Origin of the sequence: Tunturiibacter gelidiferens, assembly GCF_013410115.1 — a bacterium.
Classification (GTDB): Bacteria; Acidobacteriota; Terriglobia; order Terriglobales; family Acidobacteriaceae; genus Edaphobacter; species Edaphobacter gelidiferens.
This window is the reverse complement of record NZ_JACCCV010000001.1, coordinates 209,233-225,298: the sequence shown is the minus strand read 5'-3', so window position 1 is coordinate 225,298 and position 16,066 is coordinate 209,233. Positions and strand designations below refer to the sequence as shown.

Annotated in this window: 15 protein-coding genes and 1 pseudogene; 10 read left to right on the top strand and 6 right to left on the bottom strand. The window is 56.1% G+C overall.

Annotated features, from left to right (window positions below; all coding sequences use genetic code 11):
- The first annotated feature begins 304 nt into the window (after nucleotides 1-304).
- Nucleotides 305-907: a hypothetical protein gene (locus HDF12_RS00915; protein ID WP_179580484.1), complete on the top strand. Its 603-nt coding sequence runs from the start codon at nucleotides 305-307 to the stop codon at nucleotides 905-907.
- Nucleotides 908-1,024: 117 nt separating this feature from the next.
- Here HDF12_RS00915 and dhaL read toward each other — a convergent pair whose 3' ends face one another.
- Nucleotides 1,025-2,686, bottom strand: a complete 1,662-nt coding sequence (gene dhaL, locus HDF12_RS00910) for a dihydroxyacetone kinase subunit DhaL (protein ID WP_246374063.1) — start codon at nucleotides 2,684-2,686, stop codon at nucleotides 1,025-1,027.
- Here dhaL and HDF12_RS22120 point away from each other — a divergent pair.
- Complete coding sequence (locus HDF12_RS22120; protein ID WP_257025627.1) at nucleotides 2,567-2,842, top strand: hypothetical protein; 276 nt, start codon at nucleotides 2,567-2,569, stop codon at nucleotides 2,840-2,842. The genes dhaL and HDF12_RS22120 overlap by 120 nt on opposite strands.
- Before the next feature lie 307 nt (nucleotides 2,843-3,149).
- Nucleotides 3,150-4,346, top strand: a complete 1,197-nt coding sequence (gene fdhA, locus HDF12_RS00905; protein ID WP_179580482.1) for a formaldehyde dehydrogenase, glutathione-independent — start codon at nucleotides 3,150-3,152, stop codon at nucleotides 4,344-4,346.
- 1,255 nt (nucleotides 4,347-5,601) lie between these two features.
- Here the strand turns inward: fdhA and HDF12_RS00900 are convergent.
- Nucleotides 5,602-6,885, bottom strand: a complete 1,284-nt coding sequence (locus tag HDF12_RS00900; protein ID WP_179580481.1) for a vanadium-dependent haloperoxidase — start codon at nucleotides 6,883-6,885, stop codon at nucleotides 5,602-5,604.
- 207 nt (nucleotides 6,886-7,092) lie between these two features.
- Nucleotides 7,093-7,257 carry a hypothetical protein gene (locus HDF12_RS22115; RefSeq protein WP_257025290.1) on the bottom strand — a complete coding sequence of 55 codons (165 nt, stop codon included), beginning with the start codon at nucleotides 7,255-7,257 and terminating at the stop codon, nucleotides 7,093-7,095.
- Here HDF12_RS22115 and HDF12_RS22730 point away from each other — a divergent pair.
- Nucleotides 7,177-7,344, top strand: a pseudogene (locus HDF12_RS22730) (winged helix-turn-helix domain-containing protein); the annotation flags it as partial. The gene HDF12_RS22115 and the pseudogene HDF12_RS22730 sit on opposite strands and share 81 nt — an antisense overlap.
- A gap of 408 nt (nucleotides 7,345-7,752) precedes the next feature.
- A complete protein-coding gene (locus HDF12_RS00895) occupies nucleotides 7,753-9,099 on the top strand; it encodes a tetratricopeptide repeat protein (RefSeq protein ID WP_257025289.1) in 1,347 nt (448 codons plus the stop codon).
- Nucleotides 9,100-9,394: 295 nt separating this feature from the next.
- Here HDF12_RS00895 and HDF12_RS00890 read toward each other — a convergent pair whose 3' ends face one another.
- Both HDF12_RS00890 and HDF12_RS00885 read right to left on the bottom strand, forming a co-directional pair.
- Nucleotides 9,395-9,568: a hypothetical protein gene (locus tag HDF12_RS00890; protein WP_179580479.1), complete on the bottom strand. Its 174-nt coding sequence runs from the start codon at nucleotides 9,566-9,568 to the stop codon at nucleotides 9,395-9,397.
- A 456-nt stretch (nucleotides 9,569-10,024) separates the two neighbouring features.
- Nucleotides 10,025-10,450, bottom strand: a complete 426-nt coding sequence (locus HDF12_RS00885; protein WP_179580179.1) for a hypothetical protein — start codon at nucleotides 10,448-10,450, stop codon at nucleotides 10,025-10,027.
- Nucleotides 10,451-11,082: 632 nt separating this feature from the next.
- On the opposite strand from HDF12_RS00885, the gene HDF12_RS00880 reads away from it, so the two are divergent.
- From HDF12_RS00880 to frr, 5 genes are all read left to right on the top strand, one after another.
- Entirely contained in the window at nucleotides 11,083-12,267 is a 1,185-nt protein-coding gene (locus HDF12_RS00880) for a pyridoxal phosphate-dependent aminotransferase (protein ID WP_179580477.1), read from the top strand.
- Nucleotides 12,268-12,315: 48 nt separating this feature from the next.
- Nucleotides 12,316-13,113 carry a tetratricopeptide repeat protein gene (locus tag HDF12_RS00875; RefSeq protein ID WP_179580475.1) on the top strand — a complete coding sequence of 266 codons (798 nt, stop codon included), beginning with the start codon at nucleotides 12,316-12,318 and terminating at the stop codon, nucleotides 13,111-13,113.
- 6 nt (nucleotides 13,114-13,119) lie between these two features.
- Nucleotides 13,120-13,386: a hypothetical protein gene (locus HDF12_RS00870; protein WP_179580473.1), complete on the top strand. Its 267-nt coding sequence runs from the start codon at nucleotides 13,120-13,122 to the stop codon at nucleotides 13,384-13,386.
- A 374-nt stretch (nucleotides 13,387-13,760) separates the two neighbouring features.
- Entirely contained in the window at nucleotides 13,761-14,795 is a 1,035-nt protein-coding gene (locus HDF12_RS00865; protein ID WP_179580471.1) for a beta-propeller fold lactonase family protein, read from the top strand.
- Nucleotides 14,796-15,172: 377 nt separating this feature from the next.
- Entirely contained in the window at nucleotides 15,173-15,757 is a 585-nt protein-coding gene (gene frr, locus HDF12_RS00860) for a ribosome recycling factor (protein WP_179580469.1), read from the top strand.
- Nucleotides 15,758-15,801: 44 nt separating this feature from the next.
- Here the strand turns inward: frr and HDF12_RS00855 are convergent, their stop codons facing one another.
- On the bottom strand, nucleotides 15,802-16,026 hold the full coding sequence (locus HDF12_RS00855) for a hypothetical protein (RefSeq protein ID WP_179580467.1): 225 nt from the start codon (nucleotides 16,024-16,026) through the stop codon (nucleotides 15,802-15,804).
- Between the last annotated feature and the right edge of the window lie 40 nt (nucleotides 16,027-16,066).

Here is a 16,066-nt window from a genome sequence, read left to right as displayed (position 1 = left end):
CGAGCAAATCTCTCAGCGATGAGATCGCGCTGCAAATCTCTGCTTGGTTGATTGCTCCATCTCATACAGCTTCGGTTACTGTCCCGAGTGAAAAGCGTATAGAGCTGAACATCCTCTGTCCCCCCGATTCCGGGCTTGATCGAGACCCCCGGGTGCAACATTGTCGCCGCAAGTGCTGTCTCAAGCTTGCGGTAGGCACTCTCCGATTTCCGTAGATCGTTCTCGGGAAGTCGTCTTTGCGGCAAGTTCAGTTCAAGTTGTCGCAAACCCCGTTTACCATTCGTAACTACAGAGTGAGGAAGTGATGCGTCTACTCATAGAAAACCAGCTAGCCTTGATTCTCGCTGTCTGCCCCTTTCTGTTCCTTCAAGCGGTAGCCCAGAATGCCTCCTCGGACGCTCTCCAACTCGAAGTCGCCCGGGACGGGGCTGCGCAGTCCGGTCGACCGCTCTTCAAGGTCGAACTCTATAACAAGACCGCTCGACCGCTCATCCTTGACTTGGGCACGAACGTGGGTGGCAAAGAGTATGCAGGAGAGATCAAGTTTTCGATTACGGATGAGCGCGGTCGAATGCGGCACTTGGTGAAAAGAGATCCCATGTTTGTCGCTGGCACACTGGGGCCTTACATCGTGACGATTCCCGAAGGTGGCACATTCGAGCTACCGGCTATCGATCTAGTGGATTATTGGTCCTACGAACCAAAGATCGCCGCTCTGGCGCTTCCTGCCGGCCGCTACTTGTTGACCGCAGAGTACACGGGCCACAATCCCAATGAAGAATTTATCCCAGCGCCAGCACAACCGCCTGCTCATCAGTACACCCAAAATTTCTGGATTGGGACCGTTGACTCTAATGTTATGGTGTTCACGCTTACCTCACCGATCGGCGATCAGCCCGCGCACTAAGAACGTCGTAGTGAAACTAGGGCAAATCACGTTCTAGTGCAAACTTCTCGAAAGTCACGTTATCGGCAACTTCGAGCTGTTCGCTGCGCAGCGAACGCTCAGATTCGATTTTAAGGCTTAGCGTGCGAAGAGCGCTTCGGAGGCTGCACGCAACCAGACGGCGACTGCCTTCGCTCCTGGATCCGGATAGCCGAGCACGCGATCTCCAAGATAACTGGACCGCCCCAGACGGGCTTTCATTCGGGCCGTCGCTTCGACGCCGCGTTCCGCTGCTTCAACCGCGGCCAGGATTACCTCGCGCGACGCCTTTCCGCCGACCCCTTTTCTCAAAGCCATCACGAATGGATCGAGCGCATCCAGCATGGTCCGATCGCCGGGCTTCGCGCCACCTAATTCACTGATGGCGCGACAGCCCTGATCGAGCGCCCCGGCCCACTGCGTCAATCCCATTGCGCCCGATTTCTCCAGGACGCTGCCGCAACGCAGAAAAAGCACCCCATAGAGCGGTCCTGACGATCCACCCAACTCGCGCCGTAGGGTATGACCTATTGCTCTAATCGTGGCTGGAACGTCGTCCAAAGGATACGAACCTACCGCACCTTGCACGGCCTTGGCCGCGCGCTCCATGCTGGTGCCGAGGTCGCCGTCACCTGTAACGCGGTCCATTTCAGTAAGCTCACCTTCTGCGCCTAACAGCGCCTTGCACGCAGCCTCGATGGCCTGCTTTGTTATTCTGCCTGCCTCCGATTGCGCGCCCTTGCCGGTCGGCGAACTCGCCTTCCTGCCGAGCTCCGCTGCGATCTGCGCTTGGGGTTGTCTCGGGCGTTGTTTCATCTCGTTGGGCCATGCGGGAGCCGTAGTAACTGCATCTAGCCAGCGCAGCCACTCATCGTTGACACCGAGAACAGTGATCGAGATCCCCGCCATATCAAGTGATGAAAGAAATGTTCCGGCATACATTCGCTCCACCGTAATTCCGTTGCTTTCGAGAAAGCGCATCGCATGGCGGGCTACAATCGCCAGCTCCATCTCTGTGGTTGCGCCCAGATTGTTCACCATTACTGCCACGCGCTTCTCGTCGCCAAACCTTCCGTGCTTGAGGATTTGGGACAGGAGCGTCTCTGTCAGCTTGTCCGCAGTCTGCAGTTGCGTCCGCTTCACGCCGCGTTCTCCGTGAATACCGAGGCCAAGCTCCATCTCATGCTCGCCGAGTTCAAAGTTGAGTTTTCCGACTGCAGGTGAAGTTCCGGCGGAAAGCGAGACGCCCATGGTCGCTAGGGACTCAACCGCCGCTCTTCCCATTGCCGCTAAATCGGCCAGGCTCTTGCCTTCAGCCGCGGCAGCCCCCACCAGTTTGTGAATGAAAATGGTGCCGGCGAGACCACGCGCACCCGTAGCCTGCTCTGTTCCCTTTAGGGCAACGTCATCATCCACGACGATCATTTCGACGGAAATACCTTCCGCACGCACCATCTCCGCCGCCAAACCGAAGTTCAGCCGGTCGCCGGTATAGTTCTTGACAACCAGGAGCGCACCGCCCTCTCCGGAGACCGCCTTGATAGCGGCGAAGACGGAGTCACTGCTCGGCGAGGTGAAGACTTCTCCTACCACAGCAGCGCTCAGCATACCAACGCCAATGTAGCCCTCGTGAGCTGGTTCATGGCCGCTTCCTCCGCCAGAGAGTACAGCAACCTGTTGGTCACGGGCTCGTTCCGCATCTGCTCGGACCATAACCTTGTGCCCCAACAAACGGGCCGCACTTGGGTGAAGCGCGGCCAGGCCTTGCATCATTTCTTCCACGACATCTTCGGGACGGTTGATGAATTTTTTCATGACAAAGCCAATGTACAGCGTGAATCGCAGGCCTATTTCCCAAGTAGCTATTCGCCAGAAAGCAAGGCCGAAACCCTTTACTTCGATGTCTCAGAAGTCTAGATGCCTGGCATTGGGTCAAGATGAGCAAAGTCGACGAAGGTCTTCGCGTTCGCATCATGTATTCCGGCAAAGGACTGTTTCGGGACTATACATCGGAATATATGGGCATCTGAGATATGGGACTGCCAGGATGCCTAGCATGCGAGCCATTTCGCTTGGGTAAGGGCATTCCTGGTCCATCTGCTTTCCCGAAGCATCCAAGCTTAAGGTGTCTGGCGGTCGAGCTGCAACCGCAGCAGAGCATCGCCGGATTAATTCTTATCGCAACGCAACCCGCACTTGCTCTAGCAGCAGAAAAGGATTCTTTATGGCCTCCAATCGCGGAGTGGTCTTTCTCGGACCGAACCACGTCGAAATTCAATCCATCGACTATCCCAAGCTCGAAAATCCGAACGGTAAGAAGATCAATCATGGAGTTATTCTCAAAGTTGTTTCCACCAACATCTGCGGTTCCGACCAGCATATGGTCCGAGGTCGGACGACTGCTCCGACTGGCATGGTCCTTGGTCACGAGATCACAGGAGAAGTCGTAGAACTTGGGACCGACGTCGAGTACATCAAGATGGGCGATCTCGTCACCGTCCCGTTCAACGTTGCATGCGGCCGCTGTCGCACCTGTAGGGCTCAGGAGACGGGCGTCTGCCTGAATGTGAATCCTGGCCGGGCCGGTGGAGCATACGGCTACGTCGACATGGGGGGCTGGGTAGGCGGTCAAGCGGAATACGTCATGGTGCCTTACGCTGATTTCAATCTGATTCCATTTCCTGATAAGGCCCAGGCCATGGAGAAGCTAAGAGATCTCACGATGCTGACCGATATCCTTCCTACCGGCTTTCACGGTGCGGTCAATGCAGGCGTCGGCGTCGGTTCAACTGTCTATGTTGCCGGGGCCGGTCCCGTTGGCATGGCCGCAGCCGCATCGGCCTATATTCTTGGTGCCGCTGTCGTCATGGTCGGCGATATGAACCCTGAGCGGCTGGCTCATGCCAAGTCGGTTGGTTACGAGCCTATCGATTTGACCAAAGACGCCTCTCTCGAAGATCAGATCGCCCAGATCGTGGGGAAGCCCGAAGTAGACGCGGCCATCGACGCAGTCGGCTTCGAGGCAAAGTCGCACGGCCAGCACGGAGAAGAGGCGCCTGCAACCGTCCTCAACTCCCTCATGACGATCACGCGAGCCGCTGGCTCTATCGGCATTCCTGGCCTTTACGTCACCGAAGATCCGGGCGCTAAAGAGCAGGCAGCAAAGACCGGGAATCTGAGCATGAGGTTCGGACTCGGCTGGGCGAAATCGCACCGTTTCTATACCGGTCAAACTCCCGTGCTCAAATACAACCGGCAGCTCATGCAGGCGATTCTCCACGATCGGCTTCCGATCGCGAGAATCGTAAATGCAACGGTCATCAGCCTCGACGATGCTCCTCAGGGATACAAGGACTTCGATAAGGGGGCGGCGAAGAAGTTCGTGATCGATCCACATGGTTTGATCCCGAAGTCAGCCTAGTACCCGACCAGGCACACAGATCCAGCGCGGAAGGATCTGTGTGCCCAGCAGGTTGGTGTCTCGTCGGCACGATGACGAGAACAGCAGACACTTCGAGATACGTCCTATAGATGAATGGTAATCTTGGAACGATTGAGAACTGCATGAACGCCTACGCGCCGACAAAATGAGTGCGTACAGCTATGGGAATGCCGATAGCGATAAAGCATGTATATGCTCCGCTCATCAAAAACGCCCATCTATGGAATGCGGACAGCGTTCGATAAGAACACGTAGTTGTTCGCCATGCAACAAGCCCCCGTGGATCTCTTGAACGAAAAGCTTGCATCTGTCGCGTCCGACATTGAGGCCATCGAAAAAATGATCGCCTCGGAGCCGTCACAGACCAGTTCCTGGCGCTCCGCACCGTACAGGAGCTATTCAGGCGCCTGGCCGCCGATCTCCGAGTCGCCATCTCCCTCTTCGAGTAGCATTAAGGTCAATTTCTGGGGACAGACCGTGCTTCAGTGAGTGCGGATTGCTTTCGCGCCACTGAGCGCCCTAGAAGTCCTCGTTTGGGAAGTGTCTCGGAAAAGCACTCATGGCGCTTGTTCAGGTTCGGTGACCGATCTAGAACCGGAAGCGAATAATCGGAATGCCTCCACGACTAGCTTCGGCACCTCATCGTGATTCCGCTTCGCCACGAGTTCGTGCCTTGCGCCAGGAACTGGAAGCAGTACGGTCCTTGCCCGAATGAGCGTCAGCACCGCCACCACCTCACGTCCCCACGGCATTGCGATGAAATGACTACCGGTTGTTCCCGAGTCCCGAGCCCAATTCCAAAATGCCGATTCAGCATCTCGCTCAGTTCGAACCAATGTCCGGTTCGATGCCCAACATCAACAACCGAGACCTTCATGAATCGACATTAGCTCCCGAAAAGTCCGGTTTGTGGCAAGTTCAAAATCGTAGTTTCCGAAAAGTGAGATGAGTAGGTCTTTCGGAGACGCGAGAGACTATGCGCATGAAAACTCATTTTCTTGCGTGTCGGTTGACACTCGCTGTAGGTTTATTTGCATAAACCCTCCTTCAGAGTTGCTCTTAAAGTCGGCCCGACGTTACCAAAGGATTCTCGTCGCCTAAAGCCCGTGTATACGTGGGCCGGGGCAGGGATGCAAGCGGTAATGGGCTGTTTCGCAGCGATTTCAGCGGTTTACCATCGAATGCGGTGGTCTATCGCAGGACACGAATGGCGAATCGCTCTCGAACTGAGCGCTCAGTCGTCATCGTGCATGCGACGTAGGTTGTTCTTGTACACGGCCTTGCCTATCGCGTTTCCCAGGCGCTCGCCTGCGACCTGATCGGTTCGAAAATGTATCCCACCGTAAACACGTGCGTCGGAGATGTCGTCGGTGATCTGGTCGAAGGTGGTGTATTGCAACACAATGTTGGGCACGGCGGGATTTGACAACGTTATGAAATGCTCACCTTCACCGTATATGCGTTTAAGAATCTGGGCTGCGCCATTCGCCGCGCTGCCGTGGTTGGAGGGATAACTCGGGAAACATGGAGTCGTGACAAACGGGACAAAGCTGGGATCAGGATCGGTTTTCGGATTGCCGTCTGTGTCACCAGCATGGATCGCTGTTTCGGGTCGCCAGAAATTGTAGTGATACTTGTTGAAGAATGCCGCGACCAAGCTGTCATTCATAGCCATGTTCATTACGGCCAGCGCACGAGCATTTTCGGTCAGAGAATGCCACCGCTCCTGCGCAACCTGCTGGACGACCTGATTGAACACCTGAGTTGGCGAGGCTGCGGCATAGAAGAGCGCGACATTCGCGCGATCTTGTGGTCGCTCTGTGCTGTCGATGCTTCCCACCGTCATCACCTCGTTGTACGTTTTCGCATATTCGCGGCTCGTGAGCACTGGCGGTGGGTCGAGGAGATACTCCCTAACACTCGAGATGCCGAACGGAGTTATGTTTTGCCATTGAAACGCAATTCCGACAGCGACTCCATTCACAATTGGACAACTCGGTGTGGCTTGCCATTCCCCCGGAACCGGCGGCCCCGGTATCTTGAATTGCGGAGGCGACGATCCGTCGTTTGCGCGCAGAGCGATCATGGCCACAGCTGCGGCTTCACCCGTGGCAATGCCGTCGGTCTTGGCTTGACCGTCCGGTATAAACGCGAGGGAGTTGGCGCGGTCGGCGTCGAGGGTCGAGGCGCTAGCTAGAAAATAGGTGCTAAGCACGCGATAGGCAGCTTGGATGGCTGCAGCCTCGGGGGATGCACCTGGCGGTGCTACGATCGTTCCGAGATAGGGATGATACTCGCCCGTGATGGCGTTCACGGATTCGAATACAGCGAGTTGTACGATTGCTGCGTATCGTGCTTGGGCGAATGGGTTCTGGCGGTTCGTGACCGCTGTGTTCACTGCGATCACGTTCCAGTCCAATACGGCATCGGCTTTCGCGACGGCAGACCCGAATAGAGTCGCGATCAACATGCATAGCCCGAGAACCCGGTTCTTTGTGTCGCCATGTATCTTTTTCATTGTGCTTCCTCCTGATTCTTCACTGGCTTTCGGGCAGTGGTGATCGGGATATTTGCGGCAACGAAGGCGGTTGTCCATATCGGAGAGTGTGTCGCCGCGTTATGTTTTGTGTCGCTCTAAAGACAAGCGTGGGTTGCACTTGCGTCAGCCTCTACCGATGTGGTGTAGAATCACTCAGCTTCCATGGGGTGTGCCATGGCTTCCGAGCTAGCTGGAGTGGAGCAACCGATCCGGTTCGGCGAGGGCTACGAGGTTGATCTGCGTCCTCGGAGGCTTCGCCATGGTAGTCATGTGCTGAAGCTTGAGCGTATCCCGTTCGAGATCCTTCTCCTGCTGCTTGAACACCGGGACGAGATTGTTACTCGGGATCAAATCGTCTCCAGGGTTTGGGGCCAGGGTGTTTTCCTGGATACCGACAACAGTATCCGGGGCGCGATCCGCAAGCTTCGCCAAGTCCTGAAGGATGACGCCGAGACCCCACGGTTCATACAAACCGTGACCGGGCAGGGGTATCGCTTCGTCGCGCTGGTTATTACTCCCAAAGAACCAAGCGCAGCTTCCGAACCAGAGGCAGCGGGTGTTCTCACCAGCGACCGGGATTTCGTGTCGGAACTCGATAGTTGGTTACAAGCCCGAAGACTGCGTTTAGTCGAGCCAGATCAGGATCGCACGGCGGAAAAGACGACGGATGCCGGAAGCGGACAGGCGAATCGCAAGTCCTTCAGGTGGCTTTTCGTTGGAGCAGCCGCTTTGCTCTCAGTCGCGTGCCTTCTGTCATTCCTGGTAGCTTGGGGCTGGCGACGAGCATCGAACCCGCCCACCCATTCCCAGGGCAAGATAGTCCTTGCTGTTCTGCCATTCGAGAACTTGAGTCGCGATCCCGACCAGGAGTTTTTCAGTGACGGTCTGACTGAAGAAATGATCGCCCAGACCGGAAAGCTGAATCGGGATCGACTCACCGTGATAGCCCGCAGTTCGGTTGCAAAGTACAAAGGCACCACTCTGGCCGCGAAAGAGATCGGTAAAGAACTGAACGCGGACTATCTTCTCCAGGGCACCGTCCGCCGCTCGTCGGACCGTGTACGCATCACCGTCCAACTCGTCGAGGCTCAAAATCAGACAGACCTCTGGACCGAGAGTTACGACCGCGAACTCAAAGATCTGCTAGCTGTGCAGGACTCCGTCGTGCAGAGCATCGCGAGCCAAATACACATCGCTCTCACGGAAGAACAGAAAACACGTTTAGCAAATCCGCGGCAGCCAAGGCCTGAAGCATACGAGGCGTATTTGAAAGGTCGCTACCACTGGAACAAGCGAACAGCCGACGGCATGCAAAAGGCGGAGGATTATTTTCAGCAGGCCATTGACAACGATCCAACCTACGCCGCGGCATATTCCGGGTTGGCCGACTGCAACAGCGGACTTGCGTGGCACGGGTTCAAATCCCCGGCCGAGGCGCTTCCGAAAGCTTACGCGGCCGCTCGCAAGGCAGTGGAGATCGACCCACAATCGGCTGAGTCCCATGCCTCCCTGGGACTTGTGTTCAGCCATGGTTGGAATTGGGCCGGAGCCGAGGCCGAGTTCAAGCGTGCTCTGGAGTTGGATCCTCAATATGCAAATGCGCACCACTGGTACGGAGACTATCTTTCCATCAAGAGCCGCCATGACGAGGCGCTTGCCGAAGCCAGCCGTGCACTGGAACTCGATCCACTTAATCTCATGATCAGCACATGGGTGGCACTGCGATACTATCAGGCCCGTGACTATTCCCATGCAATCGAACAAGGTCGAAACTCTGTTGAGCAGGACTCGAACTTCGCAGCTGCACACCTTCTGCTGGGCGAGGGCTACGTTCAGGCAGGCTTACGCAGCGAGGGCGTTAGTGAGCTGAAGCTGGCTGCGAGTCTGTCAGGGGGTAGCCCACTTTACACGGCCCAGGTCGTGGTTGCCCTTGCAGCGGCAGGGCGGAGGCGTGAAGCACTCCGAATCGCACACGAACTGGAGACAATCTCGAGGAAGCGTTACGTTTCGCCCTACGGGTTGGCTCAGATCTACGCAGCGTTGAAAAGCGATGAAGACACATTCAAATGGCTGCAAGCCGCGTATCGCGATCACGCTGTCTGGATGGAATACCTCGCCGTCGATCCGATCTTTGATCGCTATCGCTCCGACCATCGTTTTCAAGAGCTCCTCCGGCGAATCGACCTGCTCTGAGTTAGATTACGAAATTCCCGATACTCTACCGCCAAGCGTGGCCGTCTGCATCCAGTTACTTGTCGAAGTAGACAAACCAAGAAAGCAACAAGTCCTTCAGCGACAAATAGGCTGCGAGAACAGCCTTTGTAGCTCCCGCCAGAAAGTACCTTCCGGACATGAATTGTGTCTGGATGACGCTAGTGCTTTTTCGGGCGCGCGCTGGTGCGCAGAGTGGAGCGGAACAGAGGATAGGAGCGCGCGTTCGAAGAAGCCGTCAGAAGGATGGCCGACCCTTCTCCTGGGGAATCTTACGTTACCCCGGGTGTTCTGCAAAACCGGAGGCGAAAGCATTTTCTGGCGTCTGGCGATTGTCCCGAGTGACGGGCAAACCGGAAGTAATCCGTAGTTCCCGCAAAGTCCGGTTTGCGGCAAGTCCGGTTACGAACCAGTCGAAATTGCCGGAAAACTGGTATTTCTTTAACTGCATCCGAGGTTTTCCAAGCGATTCATCTTGGAGAGCTTAAATTGCGCTTCCGTAATATGTACAGCTGTGCGGCCACAATGGCCTTTGTTCCGAAGTGCGGGCACGGGAGGAATGATGAGGATCACACTGAATATCGTTGCTAGTCTTCTGGTTCTAGCGGGCGTCATTTGGTTCCTGCAAGGGATCAATGTACTGCCTGGTAGTTTCATGACTGGACAGACTAGGTGGACGGTTTATGGTGGTATAGCCATTGCATTGGGTATCGCTTTATTGCTGAGAGCTAACCGGCCGCGAAAAGAGAGCTGATTCAGTGTGAAGTTGCCGATAACCTCGTTTTACGCGAACTTCGTTCAATATGTTCAGTGACGTACCGTCAGGAACAGAGGCCAGATTTCCTCGATCTCGCTATCGTTGACGGCGATGCAGCCCTTGGTCCAATCGGCCTATCGTTGTAGCGAGCTACCTTGCGTCCTCCAGTTTCCTCAACCAGTGTGGGGCATCACTAGGTAGTTCACTGAAACAGTCCACATCGGCTATCCTGCGGCCTGTGGCGACGTCGGCGAGAACGCAGCGCATTACAAAGTAGGGAGGACCATCTTCATAGGCGACTTGATGACCATCCGCCCAGAAGATCCATTTCCAAAAGTAATGCTCACCTACAAATCGACGAATGATGCGCCCGTGTCGGCTCAGTATCAAGGTTCGTGGATAACGCTCGTCGGGTCGGTCGGGATTGGGATAGTTCAGCGTCCATCCGGCCATGCCGTTTGTCCCTAGAAGATGCTCCGATTCGGTTGGCCGTTCGGACTTCGGTGCTGATTGTGTCCCCAGTTCAGGAATGCGGAAAAACGCAGTGAACAGCAATACACATGAGGCAAGTTTCACGACGGTCGGACCTCGCACCAAGTTTAGGCAAGTCAACCGATGCTTAGATGAAAACACTCGGGAAGTCCGGCTGGCCGAGGTTCACGCAAAGTCAGGATTTCGGCAAGTTCAATCATCGACGTTTCCTATAATCCCGTTTTCAAGGAACTACAGGGGAACCACTTATCCGAGAAGCCGACTACACGGACAAGTGAGCGACCTTCGTTTGTCGATGAGGCATTGGCGATTCGCCATGGAAGCTACGCCCGGAGCGAGCGCAACTTCCAAGGAATATGACTTCCTATTGTCGATCCTCTTGGTAATCCGCCTCTCTGCCTACTCCGGAGACCGTTCCTGTGAACTCTCCCGTAGCGGCAAAAAAGACAGGGTTGTTAAGGGCATCGGCCAACACTGGCACTACCCTCTCGTTCAACGTAAGAGTCCCGGAAGCATCCTTGAAACGGCCGGTTCCAGCAGTGATTTGGAAGGTCAAAGTGCAGTGTGACTCCCCAGCCGCGAGATCTATGCAATTTTCTCCTTGCGTGAGATTGACCTTCCGTGGTCCTCCCGCTGGTCGGGATTGGATTGCTTGTTGGCGGTTGGACGTAAGATGATTTCACTCTGGGCTATGGGCTCAAAAGGGGGATCGGGCTATGGGACAGGTTGAGGTTTCGGCAAGGTTGGGGCTGAGTGAACTGGCTCCGCGGCTGGTGCAGTCGGAGATTCGCGCGATGAGTGTGGCGTGCGATGCGATGGGTGGAGTGAATCTGGCGCAGGGAGTGTGCGACACGGAGGTGCCGGAGGTGGTGGTCGAAGGGGCGATTCGTGCGATTCGCGATGGGTTGAATATCTATACGCGGCTGGATGGGATTCCACGGTTGCGGAAGGCGATTGCGGGGAAGGTGGAACGGACGCTGGGGATTGTGGTTGATCCGGAGCGTGAGGTGCTGGTCACCAGTGGGGTGACGGGGGCGTTTCAGGCGGCGGCGATGGCGCTGCTGAATCCTGGTGATGAGGTGCTGGTGTTTGAGCCGTTCTATGGGTATCACGTGAATACGCTGAGCTCGATGCGGGTGGCGGCGGTGGCAGTGGCGTTGACTGCGCCAGACTGGGGGCTGGATCTGGCGGCGGTGCGGTCAGCAATTACGCCGAAGACTCGGGGCATGGTGATTAATACGCCTTCGAATCCGGCGGGGAAGGTGTTTACGCGCTTTGAGCTGGAGGGGCTGGCAAAGATTGCAGAGGAGTTCGATCTGTTCGTGTTTACGGATGAGATCTATGAGCACTTTGTTTATGGAGGAGCTACGCATCTTAGTATGGCGTCGATTCCGGGGATGCGGGAGCGGACGATTTTGATGTCGGGGTTTTCGAAGACGTTTTCGGTGACCGGGTGGAGGGTGGGGTATCTGATCGCGGATGCCAGGTGGCTGGGGTCGATTGGGTACTTTCATGATCTGACGTATGTGTGTGCGCCTGCTCCGATGCAGCAGGGGGTGGCGGATGGGGTGGAGCAGCTGGGTGAGGATTTTTACAGCGGGCTGGCGATGGAGCATGAGGTGAAGCGGACGATGATTGTGCAGGCGCTGCGGGAGGCTCACATGACGCCCCATGTGCCGGACGGTGCCTATTACGTGCTGGCTTCGGCGGCTGGGCTGCCGGGGGCTACGGCGGCGGAGAAGGCGCGGGCGTTGTTGGCGAAGACGGGAGTGGCTTCGGTGGCGGGGGCGGCTTTCTTCAGGCCGGGGAGGGGTGAGGATCTGCTGCGGTTTTGTTTTGCGAAGAAGGATAGGGATCTGATGGAGGCTTGCAGGAGGCTGCGCGGGATGAAGGCTGTTTAGTCAGTCAGTGTTCGAGCAGAGTAGCTAACATTTTTGGGAGATCAAAGTATGGAAACTCAGGGACTCCTTGAGCGATTCGAAGCCGCAGTGCGAAAGATGGAATCCGGGGACTATTCGGCAGCTCTAGCTGAATTTGAGCTTTTGGAGTCTTTGTCAGAGCATCCATCCGACATTGCGCTGCTGCGCCTTTTTCAAACTTCATGTCTGACTGATATGGGAGAGAAGAGCGAAGCACGAAACAGGATCGGTACGATTCAGAAGAACCAACTTGGATCCGTAGATCAAATTGGTTATGAGTATGAGTACGCCCGGATTATGCGTGCTGACGAATATTTACAAGTTGCTCTGGATCTTTCACGGAACGCGCTCAAATCAATTGAGGATGATAAAGACTCAAGAAATTCGACTGTTGCAATGAATTTGAGTACGCTTTCCGGGATTTTGCTTGCAGAGACTGGGAAATGCGACGAAGCGATTCCAGTTCTAGAAAAGGTCCCGGTCGAAGATCCTGGATGGGCAGAAGCAACCCTCAAGTTGGGCGACTGTAAGTACAAAAAAAGACTCTACGGAGAAGCAATCAAGAACTATGGCGACGTAATCTCTCGAGGCAAAGAGGTTCATCCCATTTTTCTCGACGCAGCAATTAGGAATACCGGCTCTGCCTTTTACGATCTAGGTGAATACGCTAAAGCTATCGATTGCCTTGAACTAATCAAAGACAAGTATGAAGATTATCCTTCACTTAAGAGTGAAGTGTTGGAGATTCTTAGCTCTGCTTATTCGAAGTTGGAACAGGGCGGAAACGTGCAAATGCACCCCTCAACGGGCTCGCGCTTAGTTCAGTGATCTTATATGCCGCCATTTTCTGAAGTGACGCGGATTGAAGCTGCGATCAAGAACAAGAGCTCGAAGGAGCTGGAGTGGTCGCTGTGGTACTGCCGGATGCGGCAGGCGGTGCCGAGCGCGCGGCCGGCGGATTTGAAGTACTGGCGCGGGATTGAGGCGCTGGTGAAGGAGACGATGGCTCCGCCGGCGGCGGCGAAGGCTTTTCCGGTAAAGAAGAAGAAGGCGGGGCGTGGGTTGGGGATGGGACCAGTGGATCCGGAAGCGGACTCCTAAGCCTTTTCAGGCTGAAGGGAGTAGGGTGGTTCTGATCTCGCGAGACTGGGGGAGATCGACACCGAACTTAGTGCTCCTTTAGTCTGGACGAATGTAGTCTGGACGAATGGTGACGTTTTATCATCAGCCCGGATCAGGCGGCGTTGCTGATTACGCTGTTTGGCGTACGCGTTGTTTGGTGATCGACCGTAAAAACCTGTGTCCTGCCGGACGGGGCCCACGCGCAGTAAGCCCCGTCCGGCAGGACATAGGTTTCTGCGGCTCGCCTCGCGCATTCAGCGAAAATTAAGCATTCAATGCTACCTTGCTTCTGCTGTCGATCGAATGCACTTTGGCTGTTGATTGGGTGCATCGGATCCAGCCAGGAGATATCAATGCGAACGATGCGAATGGTTGTAATGTCACTGGCGGTGCTGTTGATCGCCGGTTTTCTGCCCGCTATGGCGCAGACAAAGTGGGAGGTGACCAAAACATGGCACATTGGCGGAGAAGGCGCAATGGACTATCTGACGGTCGATCCCGAGACACACCGCTTGTTTGTCCCGCGCGGGACCCACACGATGGTGATCGACGCCGGCTCAGGGAAGGTACTGGGAGATATTCCGGGGCAGAAGGTTGCGCATGGCGTGGCGATCGTCCCGTCGCTGGGGCGCGGCTTCATCACGGATGGCGGCGGAGAGGGTGCTATCGTTATCTTCGATCTGAAGACGTATGCCGTGCTTGGCACGCTGGCAACGGTGCCCGATTCGGACGGCATTATTTACGACGCTGCACTCGACCGCATTCTGGCTGTCTCGGGAGACAAGGGCGTGCTGATGTCGTTCAAACCGGATATCGATCCGAAGAGCGGCAAGATCGATCCGCCGCTGGAGCTGGGCGGGGCGCCGGAGTTTCTCGCCTCGGATGGAACCGGAAAGGTCTACATCAACCTGGAGGACAAGGACGTAGTCGCGGAGGTCGATCTTGAGGCAAAGAAGGTAGTTGCACGCTGGCCGGTTACGCCCGGCGGCCACCCCGTGGGGATGGCGTTGGACAAGAAGACGCACCGCTTGTTTATCGGCTGCCGCAAGCCCCAGAAGATGATCGTCATGAGCACGGAAGACGGCAAGGTCCTCTCCGATCTGCCAATCGGAGCGGGCGTCGATGCGACTGTGTTCGAGGCGGGGCAGGGATTCGCAAGCTGTCGCGATGGTTCCCTTGTAGTTACTGGCGAGCGATCGGGGAAATTTGAGGTTGAGCAGATCGTCAAGACTCCCTATGGAGCGAAGACGCTGGGGATCGATCCAACGACCAACAAGATCTATCTGCCGACGATGGAGTTTGAAGAGGTCAAGCCTGGAGCGGCTTCTGGGCGTCCGAAGGCAAAGCCGGGGAGCTTCATGATTGTGGAGGTTGGGGCGGCGCAGTAGATAGCGGTAGATCAGCCCGGATCAGGCGGCGTTGCTGATTACGCTGTTGGCGTACGCGTTGTTTGGGGATCGACCGCAGAAACCTGTGTCCTGCCGGACGGGCCCACTGCGCGTGGGGCGGTCACTTCGTGACTTGTGTACCTTGTTTGGGTGAATTGAATTGCCTGGGTCCTCGCGATGCTCGGAGGGGAAGATCGCGCCGACCAGCGGGAGGCCCTATGCTTATCATCCTGTCAAGACCGGTATACGCGTCACGAAGTGACCGCCCTCCGCGCAGGAGGCCCGTCCGGCAGGACACTGTCATTAGGTTTTCGCAGCTCGCCTCGCATGGTTGGTTGCGTCTCTGTAAAATATCGGATGGCAGTGGAGGAGAACGTATGGCATCGGCAATGGCAGGGATCGAGGCGTTGAAGGGCACGCATCAGCAGCTGAAGACGAAGATGGAGAGCACGGTGGAAGACTTCCGTGGACATCTGCTGTCGGCGCGGACGGGGCGGGCGAATGTACATATGCTCGACCAGATCAAGGTGGATTACTACGGCACGGATACGCCGGTGGCCCAGATGGGGCAGGTGTCGACGCCAGAGCCGACGCTGATTCTGGTACAGCCTTATGACGGGGGGATGGTGTCGGCGATCGAGAAGGCGATTCGCACGTCGGGGACGGGACTGAATCCGATGACCGATGGGAAGGTGATTCGGGTGCCGGTGCCGCCGATGACCGAGGAGCGGCGAAAAGATGTGGTGAAGCAGCTGAACAAGACGTTGGAGGACCATAAGACCGCGATCCGGAATATCCGGCGCGATGGGAACGACCAGATCAAGAAGGCGGCGAAGGACAAGCTGATCTCGGCCGATGACGAGAAGCGCGCGAACGAAGAGGTTCAGCAGTTGACCGATGCGGAGATCAAGCGGGTGGAGGATCTCTTCAAGGCCAAGGAAAAAGAGATTATGACGGTCTGAGAGTCTTCAGATCTGAGAGTTTCAGAGTTGAGATTGAACGGCCTTCACTGTACCTGGTGGAGGCCGTTTTTTTGTGGATGGGCGGATGGAGTCGGATCTTCGTCACGGCTGACGCGTCTGCGTTCGCCCCGATTTTTGAGAAGGACTCGCTGCTTGCAGGTGGAACAAATCCAGGGGAAGTAGCCGAAGAGGGGGAGAAGGTTGTCCTCGAGGAGTCCGATGCGCTTGGTCCGCGAGAGCTTGCCGTGATGGCATTTTGTGCATTTCATCGGTGCCTCCGCTGGGCTCGACTTGCACAGCCACACGCTA

Excerpts from the sequence above, each read along its gene's own strand:
- HDF12_RS00890 (WP_179580479.1), bottom strand. The coding sequence starts at position 9,568 with ATGCAGTTAAAGAAATACCAGTTTTCCGGCAATTTCGACTGGTTCGTA.
- HDF12_RS22120 (WP_257025627.1), top strand. The coding sequence starts at position 2,567 with ATGGCCGCTTCCTCCGCCAGAGAGTACAGCAACCTGTTGGTCACGGGC.
- fdhA (WP_179580482.1), top strand. The coding sequence starts at position 3,150 with ATGGCCTCCAATCGCGGAGTGGTCTTTCTCGGACCGAACCACGTCGAA.
- HDF12_RS00865 (WP_179580471.1), top strand. The coding sequence starts at position 13,761 with ATGCGAACGATGCGAATGGTTGTAATGTCACTGGCGGTGCTGTTGATC.
- HDF12_RS00855 (WP_179580467.1), bottom strand. The coding sequence starts at position 16,026 with ATGAAATGCACAAAATGCCATCACGGCAAGCTCTCGCGGACCAAGCGC.
- HDF12_RS00880 (WP_179580477.1), top strand. The coding sequence starts at position 11,083 with ATGGGACAGGTTGAGGTTTCGGCAAGGTTGGGGCTGAGTGAACTGGCT.
- HDF12_RS00875 (WP_179580475.1), top strand. The coding sequence starts at position 12,316 with ATGGAAACTCAGGGACTCCTTGAGCGATTCGAAGCCGCAGTGCGAAAG.
- HDF12_RS00870 (WP_179580473.1), top strand. The coding sequence starts at position 13,120 with ATGCCGCCATTTTCTGAAGTGACGCGGATTGAAGCTGCGATCAAGAAC.
- HDF12_RS00900 (WP_179580481.1), bottom strand. The coding sequence starts at position 6,885 with ATGAAAAAGATACATGGCGACACAAAGAACCGGGTTCTCGGGCTATGC.
- HDF12_RS00915 (WP_179580484.1), top strand. The coding sequence starts at position 305 with ATGCGTCTACTCATAGAAAACCAGCTAGCCTTGATTCTCGCTGTCTGC.
- frr (WP_179580469.1), top strand. The coding sequence starts at position 15,173 with ATGGCATCGGCAATGGCAGGGATCGAGGCGTTGAAGGGCACGCATCAG.